The sequence below is a fragment of the Bowdeniella nasicola genome (assembly GCF_001907295.1).
GTDB lineage: Bacteria > Actinomycetota > Actinomycetes > Actinomycetales > Actinomycetaceae > Bowdeniella > Bowdeniella nasicola.
In genome coordinates this window covers 26,378-39,171 of the sequence record NZ_MQVR01000014.1, presented here as the reverse complement: position 1 = coordinate 39,171, position 12,794 = coordinate 26,378, and the positions used below count along the sequence as shown (strand labels likewise).

The 12,794-nt window shown below is 64.1% G+C and carries 19 protein-coding genes and 2 tRNA genes; 9 read left to right on the top strand and 12 right to left on the bottom strand.

The window, feature by feature from the left end; genetic code table 11:
* Positions 1-218 precede the first annotated feature (218 nt).
* From BSZ39_RS03895 to BSZ39_RS03870, 6 genes are all read right to left on the bottom strand, one after another.
* The gene (locus BSZ39_RS03895; protein WP_073716073.1) at positions 219-551 is read right to left on the bottom strand and encodes a chorismate mutase; all 333 of its coding nucleotides are present in this window, start codon (positions 549-551) and stop codon (positions 219-221) included.
* Between the two features lie 46 nt (positions 552-597).
* The gene (clpX, locus tag BSZ39_RS03890; RefSeq protein ID WP_073716072.1) at positions 598-1,851 is read right to left on the bottom strand and encodes an ATP-dependent Clp protease ATP-binding subunit ClpX; all 1,254 of its coding nucleotides are present in this window, start codon (positions 1,849-1,851) and stop codon (positions 598-600) included.
* 84 nt (positions 1,852-1,935) lie between these two features.
* Entirely contained in the window at positions 1,936-2,613 is a 678-nt protein-coding gene (locus tag BSZ39_RS03885; protein ID WP_083602920.1) for an ATP-dependent Clp protease proteolytic subunit, read from the bottom strand.
* 11 nt (positions 2,614-2,624) lie between these two features.
* A complete protein-coding gene (locus tag BSZ39_RS03880) occupies positions 2,625-3,227 on the bottom strand; it encodes an ATP-dependent Clp protease proteolytic subunit (protein WP_073716071.1) in 603 nt (200 codons plus the stop codon).
* 161 nt (positions 3,228-3,388) lie between these two features.
* Positions 3,389-4,720: a trigger factor gene (tig, locus tag BSZ39_RS03875; RefSeq protein ID WP_073716070.1), complete on the bottom strand. Its 1,332-nt coding sequence runs from the start codon at positions 4,718-4,720 to the stop codon at positions 3,389-3,391.
* Between the two features lie 41 nt (positions 4,721-4,761).
* Positions 4,762-4,835, bottom strand: a tRNA-Gly gene (locus BSZ39_RS03870).
* Between the two features lie 139 nt (positions 4,836-4,974).
* Between BSZ39_RS03870 and BSZ39_RS03865 the strand changes: the two genes are divergently transcribed.
* From BSZ39_RS03865 to BSZ39_RS03850, 5 genes are all read left to right on the top strand, one after another.
* Positions 4,975-5,048, top strand: a tRNA-Pro gene (locus BSZ39_RS03865).
* A 424-nt stretch (positions 5,049-5,472) separates the two neighbouring features.
* On the top strand, positions 5,473-5,970 hold the full coding sequence (locus BSZ39_RS03860) for a hypothetical protein (protein WP_073716069.1): 498 nt from the start codon (positions 5,473-5,475) through the stop codon (positions 5,968-5,970).
* A 40-nt stretch (positions 5,971-6,010) separates the two neighbouring features.
* Positions 6,011-6,328 carry a hypothetical protein gene (locus tag BSZ39_RS13405; protein WP_143180356.1) on the top strand — a complete coding sequence of 106 codons (318 nt, stop codon included), beginning with the start codon at positions 6,011-6,013 and terminating at the stop codon, positions 6,326-6,328.
* Positions 6,329-6,358: 30 nt separating this feature from the next.
* Complete coding sequence (locus tag BSZ39_RS03855) at positions 6,359-6,928, top strand: hypothetical protein (protein WP_143180355.1); 570 nt, start codon at positions 6,359-6,361, stop codon at positions 6,926-6,928.
* Positions 6,898-7,524 carry a hypothetical protein gene (locus BSZ39_RS03850; protein WP_073716067.1) on the top strand — a complete coding sequence of 209 codons (627 nt, stop codon included), beginning with the start codon at positions 6,898-6,900 and terminating at the stop codon, positions 7,522-7,524. The genes BSZ39_RS03855 and BSZ39_RS03850 overlap by 31 nt, the downstream gene beginning before the upstream one ends.
* Positions 7,525-7,591: 67 nt before the next feature.
* On the opposite strand, the gene rpmF is transcribed toward BSZ39_RS03850, so the two are convergent.
* From rpmF to rpmB, 6 genes are all read right to left on the bottom strand, one after another.
* The gene (gene rpmF / locus BSZ39_RS03845; RefSeq protein WP_073716066.1) at positions 7,592-7,759 is read right to left on the bottom strand and encodes a 50S ribosomal protein L32; all 168 of its coding nucleotides are present in this window, start codon (positions 7,757-7,759) and stop codon (positions 7,592-7,594) included.
* Between the two features lie 165 nt (positions 7,760-7,924).
* A complete protein-coding gene (ykgO, locus tag BSZ39_RS03840; protein WP_073716065.1) occupies positions 7,925-8,047 on the bottom strand; it encodes a type B 50S ribosomal protein L36 in 123 nt (40 codons plus the stop codon).
* Complete coding sequence (locus BSZ39_RS03835) at positions 8,044-8,298, bottom strand: type B 50S ribosomal protein L31 (RefSeq protein WP_073716064.1); 255 nt, start codon at positions 8,296-8,298, stop codon at positions 8,044-8,046. The genes ykgO and BSZ39_RS03835 overlap by 4 nt, the downstream gene beginning before the upstream one ends.
* 7 nt (positions 8,299-8,305) lie before the next feature.
* Entirely contained in the window at positions 8,306-8,611 is a 306-nt protein-coding gene (gene rpsN / locus BSZ39_RS03830) for a 30S ribosomal protein S14 (RefSeq protein WP_073716063.1), read from the bottom strand.
* Positions 8,611-8,781 carry a 50S ribosomal protein L33 gene (gene rpmG / locus BSZ39_RS03825; RefSeq protein WP_073716062.1) on the bottom strand — a complete coding sequence of 57 codons (171 nt, stop codon included), beginning with the start codon at positions 8,779-8,781 and terminating at the stop codon, positions 8,611-8,613. The genes rpsN and rpmG overlap by 1 nt, the downstream gene beginning before the upstream one ends.
* A 16-nt stretch (positions 8,782-8,797) precedes the next feature.
* Complete coding sequence (gene rpmB / locus BSZ39_RS03820; RefSeq protein ID WP_073716076.1) at positions 8,798-9,034, bottom strand: 50S ribosomal protein L28; 237 nt, start codon at positions 9,032-9,034, stop codon at positions 8,798-8,800.
* 53 nt (positions 9,035-9,087) lie between these two features.
* On the opposite strand from rpmB, the gene BSZ39_RS03815 reads away from it, so the two are divergent.
* From BSZ39_RS03815 to cysK, 4 genes are all read left to right on the top strand, one after another.
* Complete coding sequence (locus tag BSZ39_RS03815) at positions 9,088-10,161, top strand: GTP-binding protein (RefSeq protein ID WP_073716061.1); 1,074 nt, start codon at positions 9,088-9,090, stop codon at positions 10,159-10,161.
* Positions 10,162-10,189: 28 nt separating this feature from the next.
* Positions 10,190-10,828 (top strand): IMPACT family protein, encoded by a 639-nt coding sequence (locus BSZ39_RS03810; protein WP_073716060.1) that lies wholly within the window; start codon positions 10,190-10,192, stop codon positions 10,826-10,828.
* Positions 10,828-11,625, top strand: coding sequence for a hypothetical protein (locus tag BSZ39_RS03805; protein WP_073716059.1), 798 nt, complete (start codon positions 10,828-10,830; stop codon positions 11,623-11,625). Before BSZ39_RS03810 ends, BSZ39_RS03805 begins: the two co-directional genes overlap by 1 nt.
* Positions 11,626-11,863: 238 nt before the next feature.
* A complete protein-coding gene (gene cysK, locus BSZ39_RS03800) occupies positions 11,864-12,793 on the top strand; it encodes a cysteine synthase A (RefSeq protein WP_073716058.1) in 930 nt (309 codons plus the stop codon).
* Position 12,794 lies beyond the last annotated feature (1 nt).

The window sequence follows — 12,794 nt, the reverse complement described above, 5'->3', positions numbered from 1 at the left end:
GGGTTTAGGAACTTCGGCCACTACGTGCTGCGCTGCTTGCTCCACTCCGGGCAGCTATCAGCCCGGGTCAACGCACTCTAGAACCGGAAGAGCCCGATTATCAGAGGCGTAAGTCACCAGACCGCCACAGTTAGAATGACGCCGTTCTAAGAGTGAAGACGAGCCTCCCACATCGCAGCCACTCTGGTACGTCACGGCCTAACTAAGGGTGTCTTTCGCTAGTCGTGCTCGCGGGCGATTGCCGTGTGGTGGCGGATCACTTCACGCACGACGAAGGTCAAAAACTTTTCCGAAAAATCTGGGTCGAGGCCGGACTCGTCGGCGAGCTGGCGCAGGCGCGCGATCTGCCGCGCTTCGCGTTCGGGATCGGCCGGTGGGAGCTTCGTGCGGGCCTTCAGCTCCCCCACTTTTTGGGTGCAGCGGAAGCGTTCGGCGAGCATGTGGATGAGCGCCGCGTCGATATTATCGATCGTCTTGCGGTAGGCGAGCAACTCGGCGGGAACATCGTCGGGCTCGGGGCTCGCGTGCGGGGACGGTGCGCTCGTGGTCATGGCCCGAGGATACCCCGGGCGGCGACACGGCGCGAGGCCAAGGCCGCTAGGCGGACTTGGTGCGGCCCTTGGCGCTCGTCACGAGGGTGACGGGCGCGCCTTCGGTCACGGCTTCCTTCGTCACAACGACCTTGATGACGTCATCGCGGCTGGGGATGTCGAACATGACGTCGCGCAGGGTCTCTTCCATGATGGCACGCAGGCCGCGGGCTCCGGTGCCCTGGGCGATGGCCTTGGTGGCGACGGCGTGGATGGCTTCGTCGGTGTATTCGAGTTCAACGCCGTCGAGTTCGAGGATCTTCTTGTACTGCTTGAGCATCGCGTTCTTCGGCTCGGTGAGGATGCGCACGAGGGAGTCCTCGTCGAGCTCCTCCACCGCCGTGATGACGGGCAAGCGGCCGATGAACTCGGGGATCATGCCGTATTTGTGGAAGTCCTCGGGGCGTGCTTCGCGGAAGACATCGAGGGTGCGGTTCGTGTCCTGCAGTTGGGCGCCGAAGCCGATGCCACGCTTGCCGACGCGCTGGCGGATGAGGTCATCGAGGCCCGCGAAGGCGCCGGCGACGATAAACAGGATATTGGACGTGTCGATGTGCAAGAACTGCTGATGCGGGTGCTTGCGGCCGCCCTGCGGCGGGACTGCGGCCTCGGTGCCCTCGATGATCTTCAGCAGCGCCTGCTGGACGCCTTCACCGGAGACATCGCGGGTGATCGAGGAGTTCTCGGCCTTGCGCGCGATCTTGTCGATCTCGTCGATGTAGATGATGCCGCGTTCGGCGCGCGCGATGTCATCGTCGGCGGCCTGGATGAGCTTGAGCAGGATGTTCTCGACGTCTTCGCCGACGTATCCGGCTTCCGTTAGGGCGGTCGCATCGGCGATCGCAAACGGCACGTCGAGCATGCGCGCGAGCGTCTGGGCGAGGTAGGTTTTGCCAGTGCCCGTCGGGCCGATGAGCAGGATGTTGGACTTGGCGATCTCGACGCCGTCGTCCTCGGTTTGCGGGGTGCGCATCCGCTTGTAGTGGTTGTAGACGGCAACCGCGAGGGAACGCTTTGCCTCGTCCTGGCCGATGACGTATTCGGCGAGGAAGTCGAAGATTTCGCGGGGCGTGGGGAGCTTTTCTTTGCCCGATTTCGGGGTCTCGGCGACGAGTTCTTCTTCGATGATTTCGACGCACAGTTCGACGCACTCATCGCAGATGTATACGCCGGGCCCACCGATGAGCTTGCGCACCTGTTTCTGGCTCTTTGCGCAAAACGAGCACTTCAGCAGGTCTGCTCCGTCGGCCACGTAGATCACGCCCTTTCCGCGATTCTCGTCTCGTCCAATATTCCACACCCTATCCGCTGGTGCGGACTCGGCGCGCCGAGGTGCCATGTGGGGTTAAGAAGCGGGCAGTTCCGGCGCCTTGCGGGACTCGAGGACCTGGTCGACAAGCCCGTAGGCGAGGGCCTGCTGTGCGGTGAGGATCTTGTCGCGCTCGATGTCGCGGCGGATGTCCTCGGCGCTGCGGCTGGAATGCTTCGCGAGCGTTTCTTCCAGCCAGGAGCGCATGCGTTCGACCTCGTCGGCGATGATCTCGATATCCGAGGCCTGGCCGTGCGCGCCTTCCATCGCGGGCTGGTGGATGAGGACGCGCGCGTTCGGCAGCGCGAGGCGCTTGCCGGGCGAACCTGCCGCGAGCAGCACGGCGGCCGCGGAAGCGGCCTGGCCGAGGCAGACCGTCTGGATCTGCGGGCGGATGTACTGCATCGTGTCGTAGATCGCCGTCATCGCGGTGAAGGAGCCACCGGGCGAGTTGATGTACATCGTGATGAGGCCATCCGGGTCCTGGGATTCCAAGACGAGGAGCTGGGCCATGACGTCATCGGCGGACGCGTCGTCGACCTGCACACCGAGGAAGATGATGCGGTCTTCGAACAGCTTGCCGTAGGGGTCCTGGCGGCGGTAACCGTAAGCAGTGCGCTCCTCGAACTGCGGCAGCACGTAACGGTTCTCGGCGTAAACGGGGGCGATACCGGCCGGGCCGGCGGTGCGCTTAGCGTGGTACGAAAAATCCATGAATATGCTCCTTACTTACCCGTCATTCCGCCGGAGCCGGTGACCGAGGCCGAGTGCGCGACAACCTGATCAATGAAGCCGTATTCGAGCGCCTCGTGGGCCGTGAACCACTTGTCGCGGTCCGAGTCTTCCAGGATCTGCTCGACGCTCTTGCCGGTCTGCTCGGCCGTGATCTGGGCGAGCGTGCGCTTCATGTGCAAGATCAGCTGCGCGTTGATGCGGATATCGGAGGCGGTACCGCCGACGCCGCCGGACGGCTGGTGCATGAGGATGCGCGCGTGCGGGGTGGCGTAACGCTTGCCCGGGGTGCCAGAGGACAGCAGGAACTGGCCCATGGAAGCGGCCAGGCCCGTCGCAACGGTGGCGACGTCGGGCTGGATGTAGGTCATGGTGTCGTAGATGGCCATGCCCGCCGTGATCGATCCGCCCGGGGAGTTGATGTAGAGGTAGATGTCCGCCTCGGGATCTTCGGCCGCGAGCAGGAGCATCTGGGCGCAGATCGCGTTGGCGTTATCGTCGCGCACCTCGCTGCCCAGCCAGATGATTCTCTCTTTTAGCAGCCGGTTATAAATGTGATCATTCAACGCCGCATTGGCGATGTCACTTTTACTCAACTTTCCTCCTCGGCGGGTAGGGCTTGCGTGATGATTGGAGACTATCGCGAAGTGAGGCCGCGTCCCGAGTCGTATCTCGGGGTTTCGCTGTGGGCGCAGGTTGGCCTAGATATGCTAAAGGGCGGGCCCAATGCGGTGGGCCCGCCTTTTAGCGTGGGACGCTACTTGGTCTCGTCCTCGGTGCTTTCGTCGGCGTCGTCCTGCTCTTCTGCTGTGTCCTCGCCAAGGAAGGCGGACAGGTCGAGGGTCGTGCCGTCTTCGTCCTTGACGGTGACGTCCTTCAGCGCAGCGATGAGGGACTTGTTGCGGCGGATCTCGGCCATGAAGGCGGGGATCTGGCCGGCCTCGGCGGCACCGGAGAAGAACTGGTTCGGGTCGATGCCGTACTGCTGGGCGGTCATCATCATAAACTCGATGAGCTCGTTCTGCTCGACGCCGACCTCATGCTTGTCAGCGAGGGCGTCCAGCAGCAGCTGATCGCGCAGCTCGGACTCGATGTCGCCGCGGATTTCCTTGCCGTGCTCGTCGTCGGCGTCCTTGCCCTCCTGGGCGAGGTGTTCGGCGACCTCGGCGTCAATGACGCCGGCGGGCAGCGGGAACTCGACGGTCTCGCGCAGGTGGTCGAGGAGCTTGTCGCCGGCCGCGAGCGCCTGCTGGGAGGCGGCATCCTTTTCGGCCTGGACGCGCAGGTCTTCGCGCAGTTCGTCGATCGTGTCGAATTCGGAGGCGAGCTCGGCGAACTCATCGTCGGCCTCGGGCAGGTCGCGCTCCTTGACCGCGGTCGCGGTGATGGTGCAGGTGGCTTCCTCGCCGGCGTGCTCGCCGCCGAGAAGCTTGGTAGTGAAGGTCTTTTCCTCGCCGGCGCTGGCGCCGATGAGGGCCTCGTCCATGCCTTCGAGCATGGAGCCGGAGCCGACCTCGTAGGAGACACCGGAGACGGAATCGATCTCTTCGTCGTCGATATCGGCCTTCAGGTCGATGGTGACGAAGTCGCCGTCCTGAATGGCGCGGTCGACGCCGACGAGCGAGCCGAAGCGCTGGCGCAGCTCGGTCAGCTTCTCCTCGACGTCCTCATCGGTCACGGTCGCGGTTTCGACCTCAAGCTCGACGCCGGACAGGTTCGGGAACTCGATCTCGGGACGCACGTCAACCTCGGCGGTGAAGGCGAGCTTGCCACCCAGTTCACCGGTGGCATTCGGGATTTCGGTGACGTCGATCGTCGGCTGCGACAGGACCTGGATTTCCTGCTCGATGACGGCGTCACGGTAGAGCTGCGGGAGCACCTCGTTGACGGCCTGCTCGAGGACGACGCCACGGCCCACGCGCTGATCGATGATCTGCTTGGGAGCCTTGCCCTTACGGAAGCCCGGGATATTGATCTGAGCGGCAACCTCGCGATACGCCTTGTCAATCGCGGGCGCGATCTCCTCATACGGCGCTTCCACCGTGAGCTTCACGCGGGTGGGTTCAAGATTTTCGACTTCGGTCTTCACAGCCTTGGGGCTCCATTGTTGGGGTACGGGACTATCGGAAATGGAGCGGATGACGGGAATCGAACCCGCACCATCTGCTTGGAAGGCAGAGGCTCTACCATTGAGCTACATCCGCACGCCGCCAAAGAGCGGTGCGGGAACACTCTACCGCCTCCCTGCACCGTTCGTCGAACCGCACAGTCTCGCGGCAATGTGGCGCTGCGCACGGGATCGCGCCTGCTGGCACGGGACTGCTAATGTATGTGATCGAGTCACGGGGTGTGGCGCAGCTTGGTAGCGCACCTGCTTTGGGAGCAGGGGGTCGCAGGTTCAAATCCTGTCACCCCGACTTTTGTCTGCCCGCTCTCGCCTTTAACGATGATGAGACCCACGGGGCAAACGGCCTCGCGCTTTACACTCTGAAGGCAATGCCTGGAATGTGGCGCGCCACCTGCGACAACGAAACGAGAGCACCCATGTCCCGCTCCAGTCGACTCGCCCTCCCTGTGACGGCTTCGCTTGCCCCTCGCTCTTGCCGCCTGCAGTGGCGGAAGCGAGACCCCCGCCCCAGCTCCGGCAACGTCAGCCGAGCAGTCGCAGGGGCCGGAAGACTCCAGTGCGTCCTCCACCCCGACGAAGGGGTCAGAGTCGGAGTCGAGCGAGACGCTCGACTCTCCCGCAGTAGAAAACCTCCGCTTCCACCAAACCGACGCGGCCGTATTTATGGCATTCGAGGCCAATACTCCGCAGGACGAGAAACACCGCTTTCCCCCATGGACGTCACCGTCGAGTACTACTCGAGCGGCGAACTCAAAGACTCACGAACGGAAACCCCGATCCTTGGGGAGCCGGGAGACCAGGTCACAGTAGTCAATATTCTCGTGTTGCCCTACCGTCCCTATGATGTCGACGACATTAAAGTGACCATCGCGGTGAAACCGTCGCCGGTGACCAATCCGGTCGATAAAAACATCCAACGCTTCGAACGCATCTCGACGACCACATTCAAGCCGGACAACTCTACCTCCCAATTTGTGGACTTTGACGTGTCGAATCCCGACCCGGAACGGCCTAGCTCAATGCAGCTGCTCTCTTACGCCTGCAAGAACGCCGAAGGCACTTTCGTTGTCTCCGCAGCAGCGGCTTTCAGCCAAGCATTGGAACCTGGCGGGGCGTTCACCGAGGAAGCGCCCGTCCCCGATCCCAACGAGTTGTCAGTGTGTGAGGGGACCATCATTCATAACTACGTCCCGGACATTCCGACGCCATAACGGATCCCATATCGCCGCCGCTCAACAGTAGGGAGCCCTCATGAAACGACGACAGCTGGCAATTGCCGCGACTGCAGTACTCGCCCTGCGCCTTTCCGCGTGCGGTGGTGATAAGCCCGCCGCTACGCCAACCTCGACCTCACCTACGCCTTCCACGACCGCGCCGGACCCCAGTAAGACCCCGACCTTCGAAAGCGGCAAGGATCTGCTGCTTAAAGATCTTCGAGATAAGAAGGAACGCGGCATGATCACCGAGGAAGAGGAGCGAATGCTCGAGTTTCTCCAGGGGGCAGACGATCCCCTCGCGACGGGCGAGCAGCCGTGGGAGGTCGTGGACAGCGGCCTATTTCTAGGATAGTTCCGGCCCCACGCCTATTTCGTCGTGAAGATGGCCGATGCCAAGGACGTCATCGGACGGGAAATGCAGATCACGGTCACGTTCCAGGACGCCGACGGCAAGGAGCTAGAAACCCGGAATAAGAAGCAGCGCATCCATGCCGCGGGGCAAACCCTGGCGTTCTCGATCAGTACCCGCGCGGAGAACCCGGAGCCCACGGCGACGGTGAAAGCACACTATGAGGTCCTGGCACCTCTCGAGTTCACTGGGCTTAACAAATGGGAGCGCCCCGCCTTCGAGACCGTCCAAACCACGAAGTTCGGGACGGGAGGCGATCGCGACCTGGCGAGCTTCCAGGTGAAAAACCCGAGAGACATTGCTCTAAAGGGGATGGATATCACCGCGATCTGCCGGGATTCAGCGGGCGCCGTCGTCGGCAGCGAGAACGGTTCTTTCGATATCGAGCCAAACGGGACCGCAGAGGCCACCGTCGTCACGTTTTCTAATGGCAAGGCCCAAAAAATGCGATGGCTACGTGAATTACGGCCTCTTCTCCGATCCCAATTTCCCCTAACGCAAGGAGGGCGACGATGCAGCTCCGACGAACGGTATTCGCTCTAGGCGCGGCACTGACACTGTCCCTGACAGCATGTGGCGGGAACGGCTCGTCCGATCCCCGAGCGCTCCAAAACCCGGTACCACTCGCGGATGAGGATCCGCCCGAAGTCAAGGTCGTCGAATCGTGGTTTTACCAGGATGACGAGGGGATCCACGTCTACGCCATCGTGTCCGGAAATGATACGAAGCGCCTCGCGCTGACCTTGGGCGGAGCCAAGTGGGCGGTGCTGATGGACAACGAAGAGGTGCAAACCGCGGATGCGGACTACTTCATGCACTGGCCTGGCCAGGAGGTTCTCGCCCATGCGCATCTCCCGTCACTGGGTCGCAGGGCGGTCTCCGTTAAGGCCGCTGCAGCGGTCGTCAAGCTGAATAAGGACGCCTCCCTCGATGCGTCCGTCCCGCCGCTGCCGAAGGCGAAGGCGTCGGCCATCACGTCGGTGGTCTTGTGCAAGGACGCGGAGAACAACGTCGCGGGCTTCTATAAGGTCACGACGGAGGACGTCAGCCCGAACGCCACCGTGACGTTTCCCAACGATCCGCAATCGATGGTGGCAGTGCCAGCGAGTTGCGAAGCGTGGAATAACTACGACGGCTAGCCGCGGTGCATAGCAAAGCGGCGGGCCGTTCCCTTAGTGGATCGGCCCGCCGTTTTGAATGCGAGGTCTATTCGTCGATGAGAATGCCCTGCTTGTACGCCTTCGCGAGGCGACGCGGCACCTTCATCTCACGGCCCTGGACGCGGATGGTGACGAGCTCGGTGAGCTGCGCCTTCCACTGGGACCGGCGAGAGCGGGTGTTGCTGCGGGACATCTTGCGCTTCTGGACTGCCATGCCCTGCCGCTCCTTTCCGTTTCATGATTTTTAAGCCGTTGCTTAGCTTGCCACGAATGGCGGCTCGCATTCTACTTCCGGGGAAGATTATCACTGCGAGATCGGCCACAGACGCCTAGGCAACCTGAGTAGTCTAGCGCGCGAATCGGGGCCGGATCAAGCCGCTTAGCCCTGCCGCGCTTTGAAGTTGGGGTGTTTCTTGTTGATGACATAGGTCTTACCCCGGCGTCTTACGACAATGGCGCCGTCTTTGAGCTTCAGGGCCTTCAGCGAGGCGCGGACCTTCAATTGGCTCCCCCTTTGCCGTAACGGCGGTTGAACTTCTCAACTCGGCCGGCCGTATCGAGGACCTTCTGCTTGCCCGTATAGAACGGGTGAGAGGCCGACGAAACATCGACATCGACGACGGGGTAGGTGTTGCCGTCTTCCCACTCAATCGACTGCTCGCTCGTCATCGTCGAGCGCGTGAGGAACGCGAACCCCGCGGAGTTATCGCGGAAGACGACGGGCCCGTAGTTGGGGTGGATATTCGGTTTCATAGGTCTCCTACCAGCTCGATTTCGTGATGCCGGGCAGCTCGCCGCGCAACGCCATTTCACGGAACTTCACGCGTGAGAGGCCGAACTCGCGCAGGTAGGCGCGCGGACGGCCGTCGGCAGCATCGCGGTTGCGCACGCGCGTCGGGGAGGCATCGCGCGGCAGCTTGTGTAGCGCGGCCATCGCGGCGTCGCGCTCGTTCTGGCTGAGGTGCGGGTTGACCGATGCGGCCTTGAGCTCGCGGCGGCGATCCGCATAGCGCGCGACGATCGCCTTGCGCTGCTCGTTCTTCGCGATCTTGGATTTCTTGGCCACTAGCGCTCCTCTCGGAAGTCGACGTGGCGGCGGATGACCGGGTCATACTTCTTGATCACCAGGCGGTCGGGGGTGTTCCGCCGCGACTTGCGGGTGATGTAGGTATAGCCGGTGCCCGCGGTGGACTTGAGCTTGATCTTCGGCCGCAAGTCGGCCGATTTCTTCGCCATGAAGGGTTGCCTTTCGTTACAGTTTCTCGCCGCGCGCGAGCATCTCGGCAACGACCGCGTCGATCCCGCGCTTATCGATTACCTTGATGCCGTTCGTCGAGACCCGCAGGGTGACGCGGCGCCCGAGCGATGGGACGTAATAGGTCTTTTTTTGAATATTGGGGTTAAACCGTCGGGAGGTCCGGCGGTGGGAGTGCGAGACGCGCTTCCCAAAGGCGGGCGACTTCCCCGTGACTTGGCAGTGTGCAGACATGCCCATCAGATTAGATGTTGAGAATCGTTATCGTCAAGTGTAGGCTCACACCCATGCGCTCCACTCCCCTGGCACTGCTTGCCACGACTGACCCCGTCTTGCGCGAATGCGCGGCGTTTGACCTCGTCGTCTCCGAACCCGGCACGGTCGCCCTCGTGCATACACTCTCCGAGGATGCGACGGCGGTGCGCCGCGTCGTCATCGACGCGAACGGTGTCATCTCCGACAGGTGGCACGTGCTCGATGACGGCTGCTTCTCCTGTGGGATCGCGGGCGATGCCGTGAACGCGCTCGAGGAGATCATTTCGATGATGTGGCCGCATGCGCTGGCCTACTTCCCGCCTCTGGCGATCGATCCGCTGCCGCTGTCGCGCGTCGTGAACGAGGCCTGCCAGGACGGTGGGCTGAGCGCGCACCTGTCGAGCGTGTCGGCCGTCGTCGATACCACGGCGGCCGTCGAGGACCTGCTCGAGCCGATCACCCTGGAGGAACGCCGCATCGCAAGCGATGCCCCCGAGCGCAGCATTGGCGAGGCGATCCTCGCGCAGATCTCCGTCGCCGACCTCATCGTCGCGCACGGCGGGGATGGCCCCGGCGGCGAGCTCGTCGAACACCTGCGTGCGCATGACACGCTGCTGACCGGTGACCTGCACGACGGCGATGTTCACCCGCTGCTCTTCGGTGGCGAGCACAGTGCCGCGGCCGCACTTGCGCGCGTCGATCCGCGCGGCGTGCAGCCCTGGGGCGGTCCAAGCGAATACGGCACGTGGACACTCGACCTCGCCTCCACGCGCCCGTTCCATCCTGCCCGCCTGCTCGACAACATCGAGCTGCTCGGCGCGGGCCGGCTCGTGCACCGCGGCCGGTTCTGGGTGCCGACGCGCCCGGGGACGATCTGCAGCTGGGAAGGCGCCGGCGGGCAGGTAAGCGTCGGCGTCGTCGGCTCCCATCCCGTCCCCGCGGAGGTCTCGACGCGGCTCGTCATCTGTGGCAATGGCGATGAGCGCGAGCGCCTGCAGCGGGCATTCGCCGACAGCCTGCTGACCGATGAAGAGCTCACTCGCGACCCGCGGTCCTGGGAGGCGACCTCCGATGAACTCGAGCCGTGGCTGGGAGCCGTGAGCTGACCTTTGCAATAATAGAGCCGTGTGCCCCATGACTCTCGCGCGGTCGACGACCGCGCACGCCGAGCTCGAGATTTCGCGCTCAAAGTTTTTGGGGTACACGCGGCGGGTCGAAAACGAGGCGGCGGCGCGCGAGTTTTTCGCCGAGATTCGGGCGCAATATCCTGATGCGCGCCACCACTGCACGGCGTTTTCAATCGCCGACGGGCCGAACCCGATCGAGCGGTCTTCCGATGACGGGGAGCCGTCGGGCACGGCTGGGATGCCGATGCTCGCCGCGCTGCGCGGCTCGGGGCTGATCGATGTCGCGGTCGTCGTCGTGCGGTATTTCGGCGGCATCAAGCTCGGCACGGGCGGCCTCGTGCGCGCCTATACCAATACCACGATCGCGACGCTCGATGCGGGCACGAAGGTGCACCTCGTCGCGCTTCCGACCTGGGAGCTGACCGTCGGGGCAGGCGATGCCGGACGGCTGCGCGCGGCGCTGGAGAACCAGGGGGTCTCCGTGCTCAACGTCGCCTACGGCTTCGACCCGGAGCGTCCCACCGATGCTCGCTTCACCCTGAGCTATGACAATGGAGACGAACTCATGTCGCTACTCGCCTCTCTCACCCACGGCGACGCCACCCCGGTGCGCCTCGCCGATCGCATCAGCGAGGTGGCCCTCTAATGTGGCTCGCACTCATTCTCGTCGCCCCGGGACTCCTCGTGACGGCCCTGGCCGTCTATTTCGCTACGGCCCCCGACCGCGCGGCCGGTGACTGGCGCGCCACAATCGGATTTACCGTCGGCGCGCTTTCCGCCGCGGCCGCGCTCGCCATCCCGATCGCCCTGAACGTTGAGAACGCGGCGATTCCGATCGGAGGCATGCTCGCCGGCATCGCGCTCGGGTTCGTCGTCTTCCGGCTGCTGCCGCGCCCGGACCTGCGGGTGCGCCCCGAGACACCGCTGCCCGCCGGGACCGACGGCACGCGCGTGATCGCTTCTGGTACGGCACGCCCGGGCCGAACCGCGATTATCGTCGGTTGGGTCTCGGGAATCGCGCTTGCGATCAGCATCGTCGCCCTCGTGCTCGCCGACCCCAGCCTGTGGTGGGCGGGCGCACTGCTCGCGCTCACCGGGCTCGCGCTGCCGCTCATCATGCAGCCCTGGGCGGTCACAGTCACGCCCGAGCGGGTCCGCACCGCCACGGCGATCCCGTTCCTGTCGTTCACCCACTCGATGAGCGAGATCGCGTCGGCCAGCGTGCGCCGCGTCGACCCCTTTGGCGAATTCTGCGGCTGGGGCTATCGCGCGAACCTCGACGGCGAACGCGGCGTTGTCCTTTTTAAGGGCGACGCACTCGTCTTGCACCTCGCCGGTGACCGCCGCTTCGTCGTGACAACGCAGGAGGCCGCACCGCTTGCCGACGCCATTGCATCGGTCCTTGATTCCTCGCCTAGCGGACAGGCTTCCCCACAGAACTAAGCCGCGGGCTAGACTGGTGGCACTGATCCACCCGACGTATTTCTGAGGAGCGTTATGGCCTACTTGCCGCGTTTACTCGCTTCCTACTCGGGTGCTTGCTGCGCGCGCTGCGTCGCGTGTTGTTGCTGTCGATAGAACGCTGGGCTTTTGCGTGCGTTGCCACTCGCCCACGTGGTTGACGTGTCCAGTGTTCCTCGCGTAGGCACCCGAGAATCGATCCCCCCTTTTGGAGTCCGACATGGCTATTGCTGAAAACGTTACTGACCTGGCTGGAAACACCCCGCTCGTGCGGATCAACCGCATGATCGATGCGGGCGGCGCGGTCGTCGCAAAACTCGAATACTTCAACCCCGCCAACTCGGTGAAGGACCGCATCGGCGTCGCGATCGTCGACGCCGCCGAGGCCTCCGGCAAGCTACCCGCCGGTGGCACGATCGTCGAAGCAACGAGCGGCAACACCGGCATCGCGCTGGCGATGGTCGGCGCCGCGCGCGGCTACCGCGTCGTCCTCACCATGCCTGAATCGATGAGCAAGGAGCGCCGCGTCCTGCTGCGCGCCTATGGCGCCGAACTCGTCCTGACCCCCGCGGCCGACGGGATGCGCGGCGCACTCGAGGCGGCCGAGCGGATCGTCGCCGAACGCGACGGCGCCATCCTCGCCCGCCAGTTCGAAAACGCCGCGAACCCGGCCAAGCACCGGGAGACCACGGCCGAAGAGATCTGGGCTGATACGGACGGTCAGGTCGACGTGTTCGTCGCGGGCATCGGCACCGGCGGCACCCTCACGGGCGCCGGCGGCCGCCTCAAGGAGCTCAACCCCGATCTGTACCTCGTCGGCGTCGAGCCGGCCGAATCGCCGCTGCTGACCGAAGGCAGCGCGGGCCCGCACAAGATCCAGGGCATCGGCGCGAACTTCGTGCCCGAGGTCCTCGATACCGCGCTGTACGACGAGATCATCGACGTCACCGGCGATGACGCGCTCGCCGCCGCCCGCGAGGCGGCCACGAAGGAGGGCCTGCTCGTCGGGATCTCCTCGGGTGCGGCGCTCGTCGCGGCCCGCGAGCTCGCAAACCGCGAGGAATTCGCGGGCAAGCGCATCGTCGTGATCCTGCCGGATCTCGGCGAGCGCTACCTGTCGACGCCGCTGTTTGAAGGCCTGGTGGATTAGC

What these genes read in the sequence shown, in the direction of transcription:
- BSZ39_RS03895 (WP_073716073.1), bottom strand. Translation starts at nt 551, where the DNA reads ATGACCACGAGCGCACCGTCCCCGCACGCGAGCCCCGAGCCCGACGAT.
- BSZ39_RS03885 (WP_083602920.1), bottom strand. Translation starts at nt 2,613, where the DNA reads ATGGATTTTTCGTACCACGCTAAGCGCACCGCCGGCCCGGCCGGTATC.
- BSZ39_RS03860 (WP_073716069.1), top strand. Translation starts at nt 5,473, where the DNA reads ATGGACGTCACCGTCGAGTACTACTCGAGCGGCGAACTCAAAGACTCA.
- BSZ39_RS13405 (WP_143180356.1), top strand. Translation starts at nt 6,011, where the DNA reads ATGAAACGACGACAGCTGGCAATTGCCGCGACTGCAGTACTCGCCCTG.
- BSZ39_RS03855 (WP_143180355.1), top strand. Translation starts at nt 6,359, where the DNA reads ATGGCCGATGCCAAGGACGTCATCGGACGGGAAATGCAGATCACGGTC.
- BSZ39_RS03850 (WP_073716067.1), top strand. Translation starts at nt 6,898, where the DNA reads ATGCAGCTCCGACGAACGGTATTCGCTCTAGGCGCGGCACTGACACTG.
- rpmF (WP_073716066.1), bottom strand. Translation starts at nt 7,759, where the DNA reads ATGGCAGTCCAGAAGCGCAAGATGTCCCGCAGCAACACCCGCTCTCGC.
- BSZ39_RS03835 (WP_073716064.1), bottom strand. Translation starts at nt 8,298, where the DNA reads ATGAAACCGAATATCCACCCCAACTACGGGCCCGTCGTCTTCCGCGAT.
- rpmG (WP_073716062.1), bottom strand. Translation starts at nt 8,781, where the DNA reads ATGGCGAAGAAATCGGCCGACTTGCGGCCGAAGATCAAGCTCAAGTCC.
- rpmB (WP_073716076.1), bottom strand. Translation starts at nt 9,034, where the DNA reads ATGTCTGCACACTGCCAAGTCACGGGGAAGTCGCCCGCCTTTGGGAAG.
- BSZ39_RS03815 (WP_073716061.1), top strand. Translation starts at nt 9,088, where the DNA reads ATGCGCTCCACTCCCCTGGCACTGCTTGCCACGACTGACCCCGTCTTG.
- BSZ39_RS03810 (WP_073716060.1), top strand. Translation starts at nt 10,190, where the DNA reads ATGACTCTCGCGCGGTCGACGACCGCGCACGCCGAGCTCGAGATTTCG.
- BSZ39_RS03805 (WP_073716059.1), top strand. Translation starts at nt 10,828, where the DNA reads ATGTGGCTCGCACTCATTCTCGTCGCCCCGGGACTCCTCGTGACGGCC.
- cysK (WP_073716058.1), top strand. Translation starts at nt 11,864, where the DNA reads ATGGCTATTGCTGAAAACGTTACTGACCTGGCTGGAAACACCCCGCTC.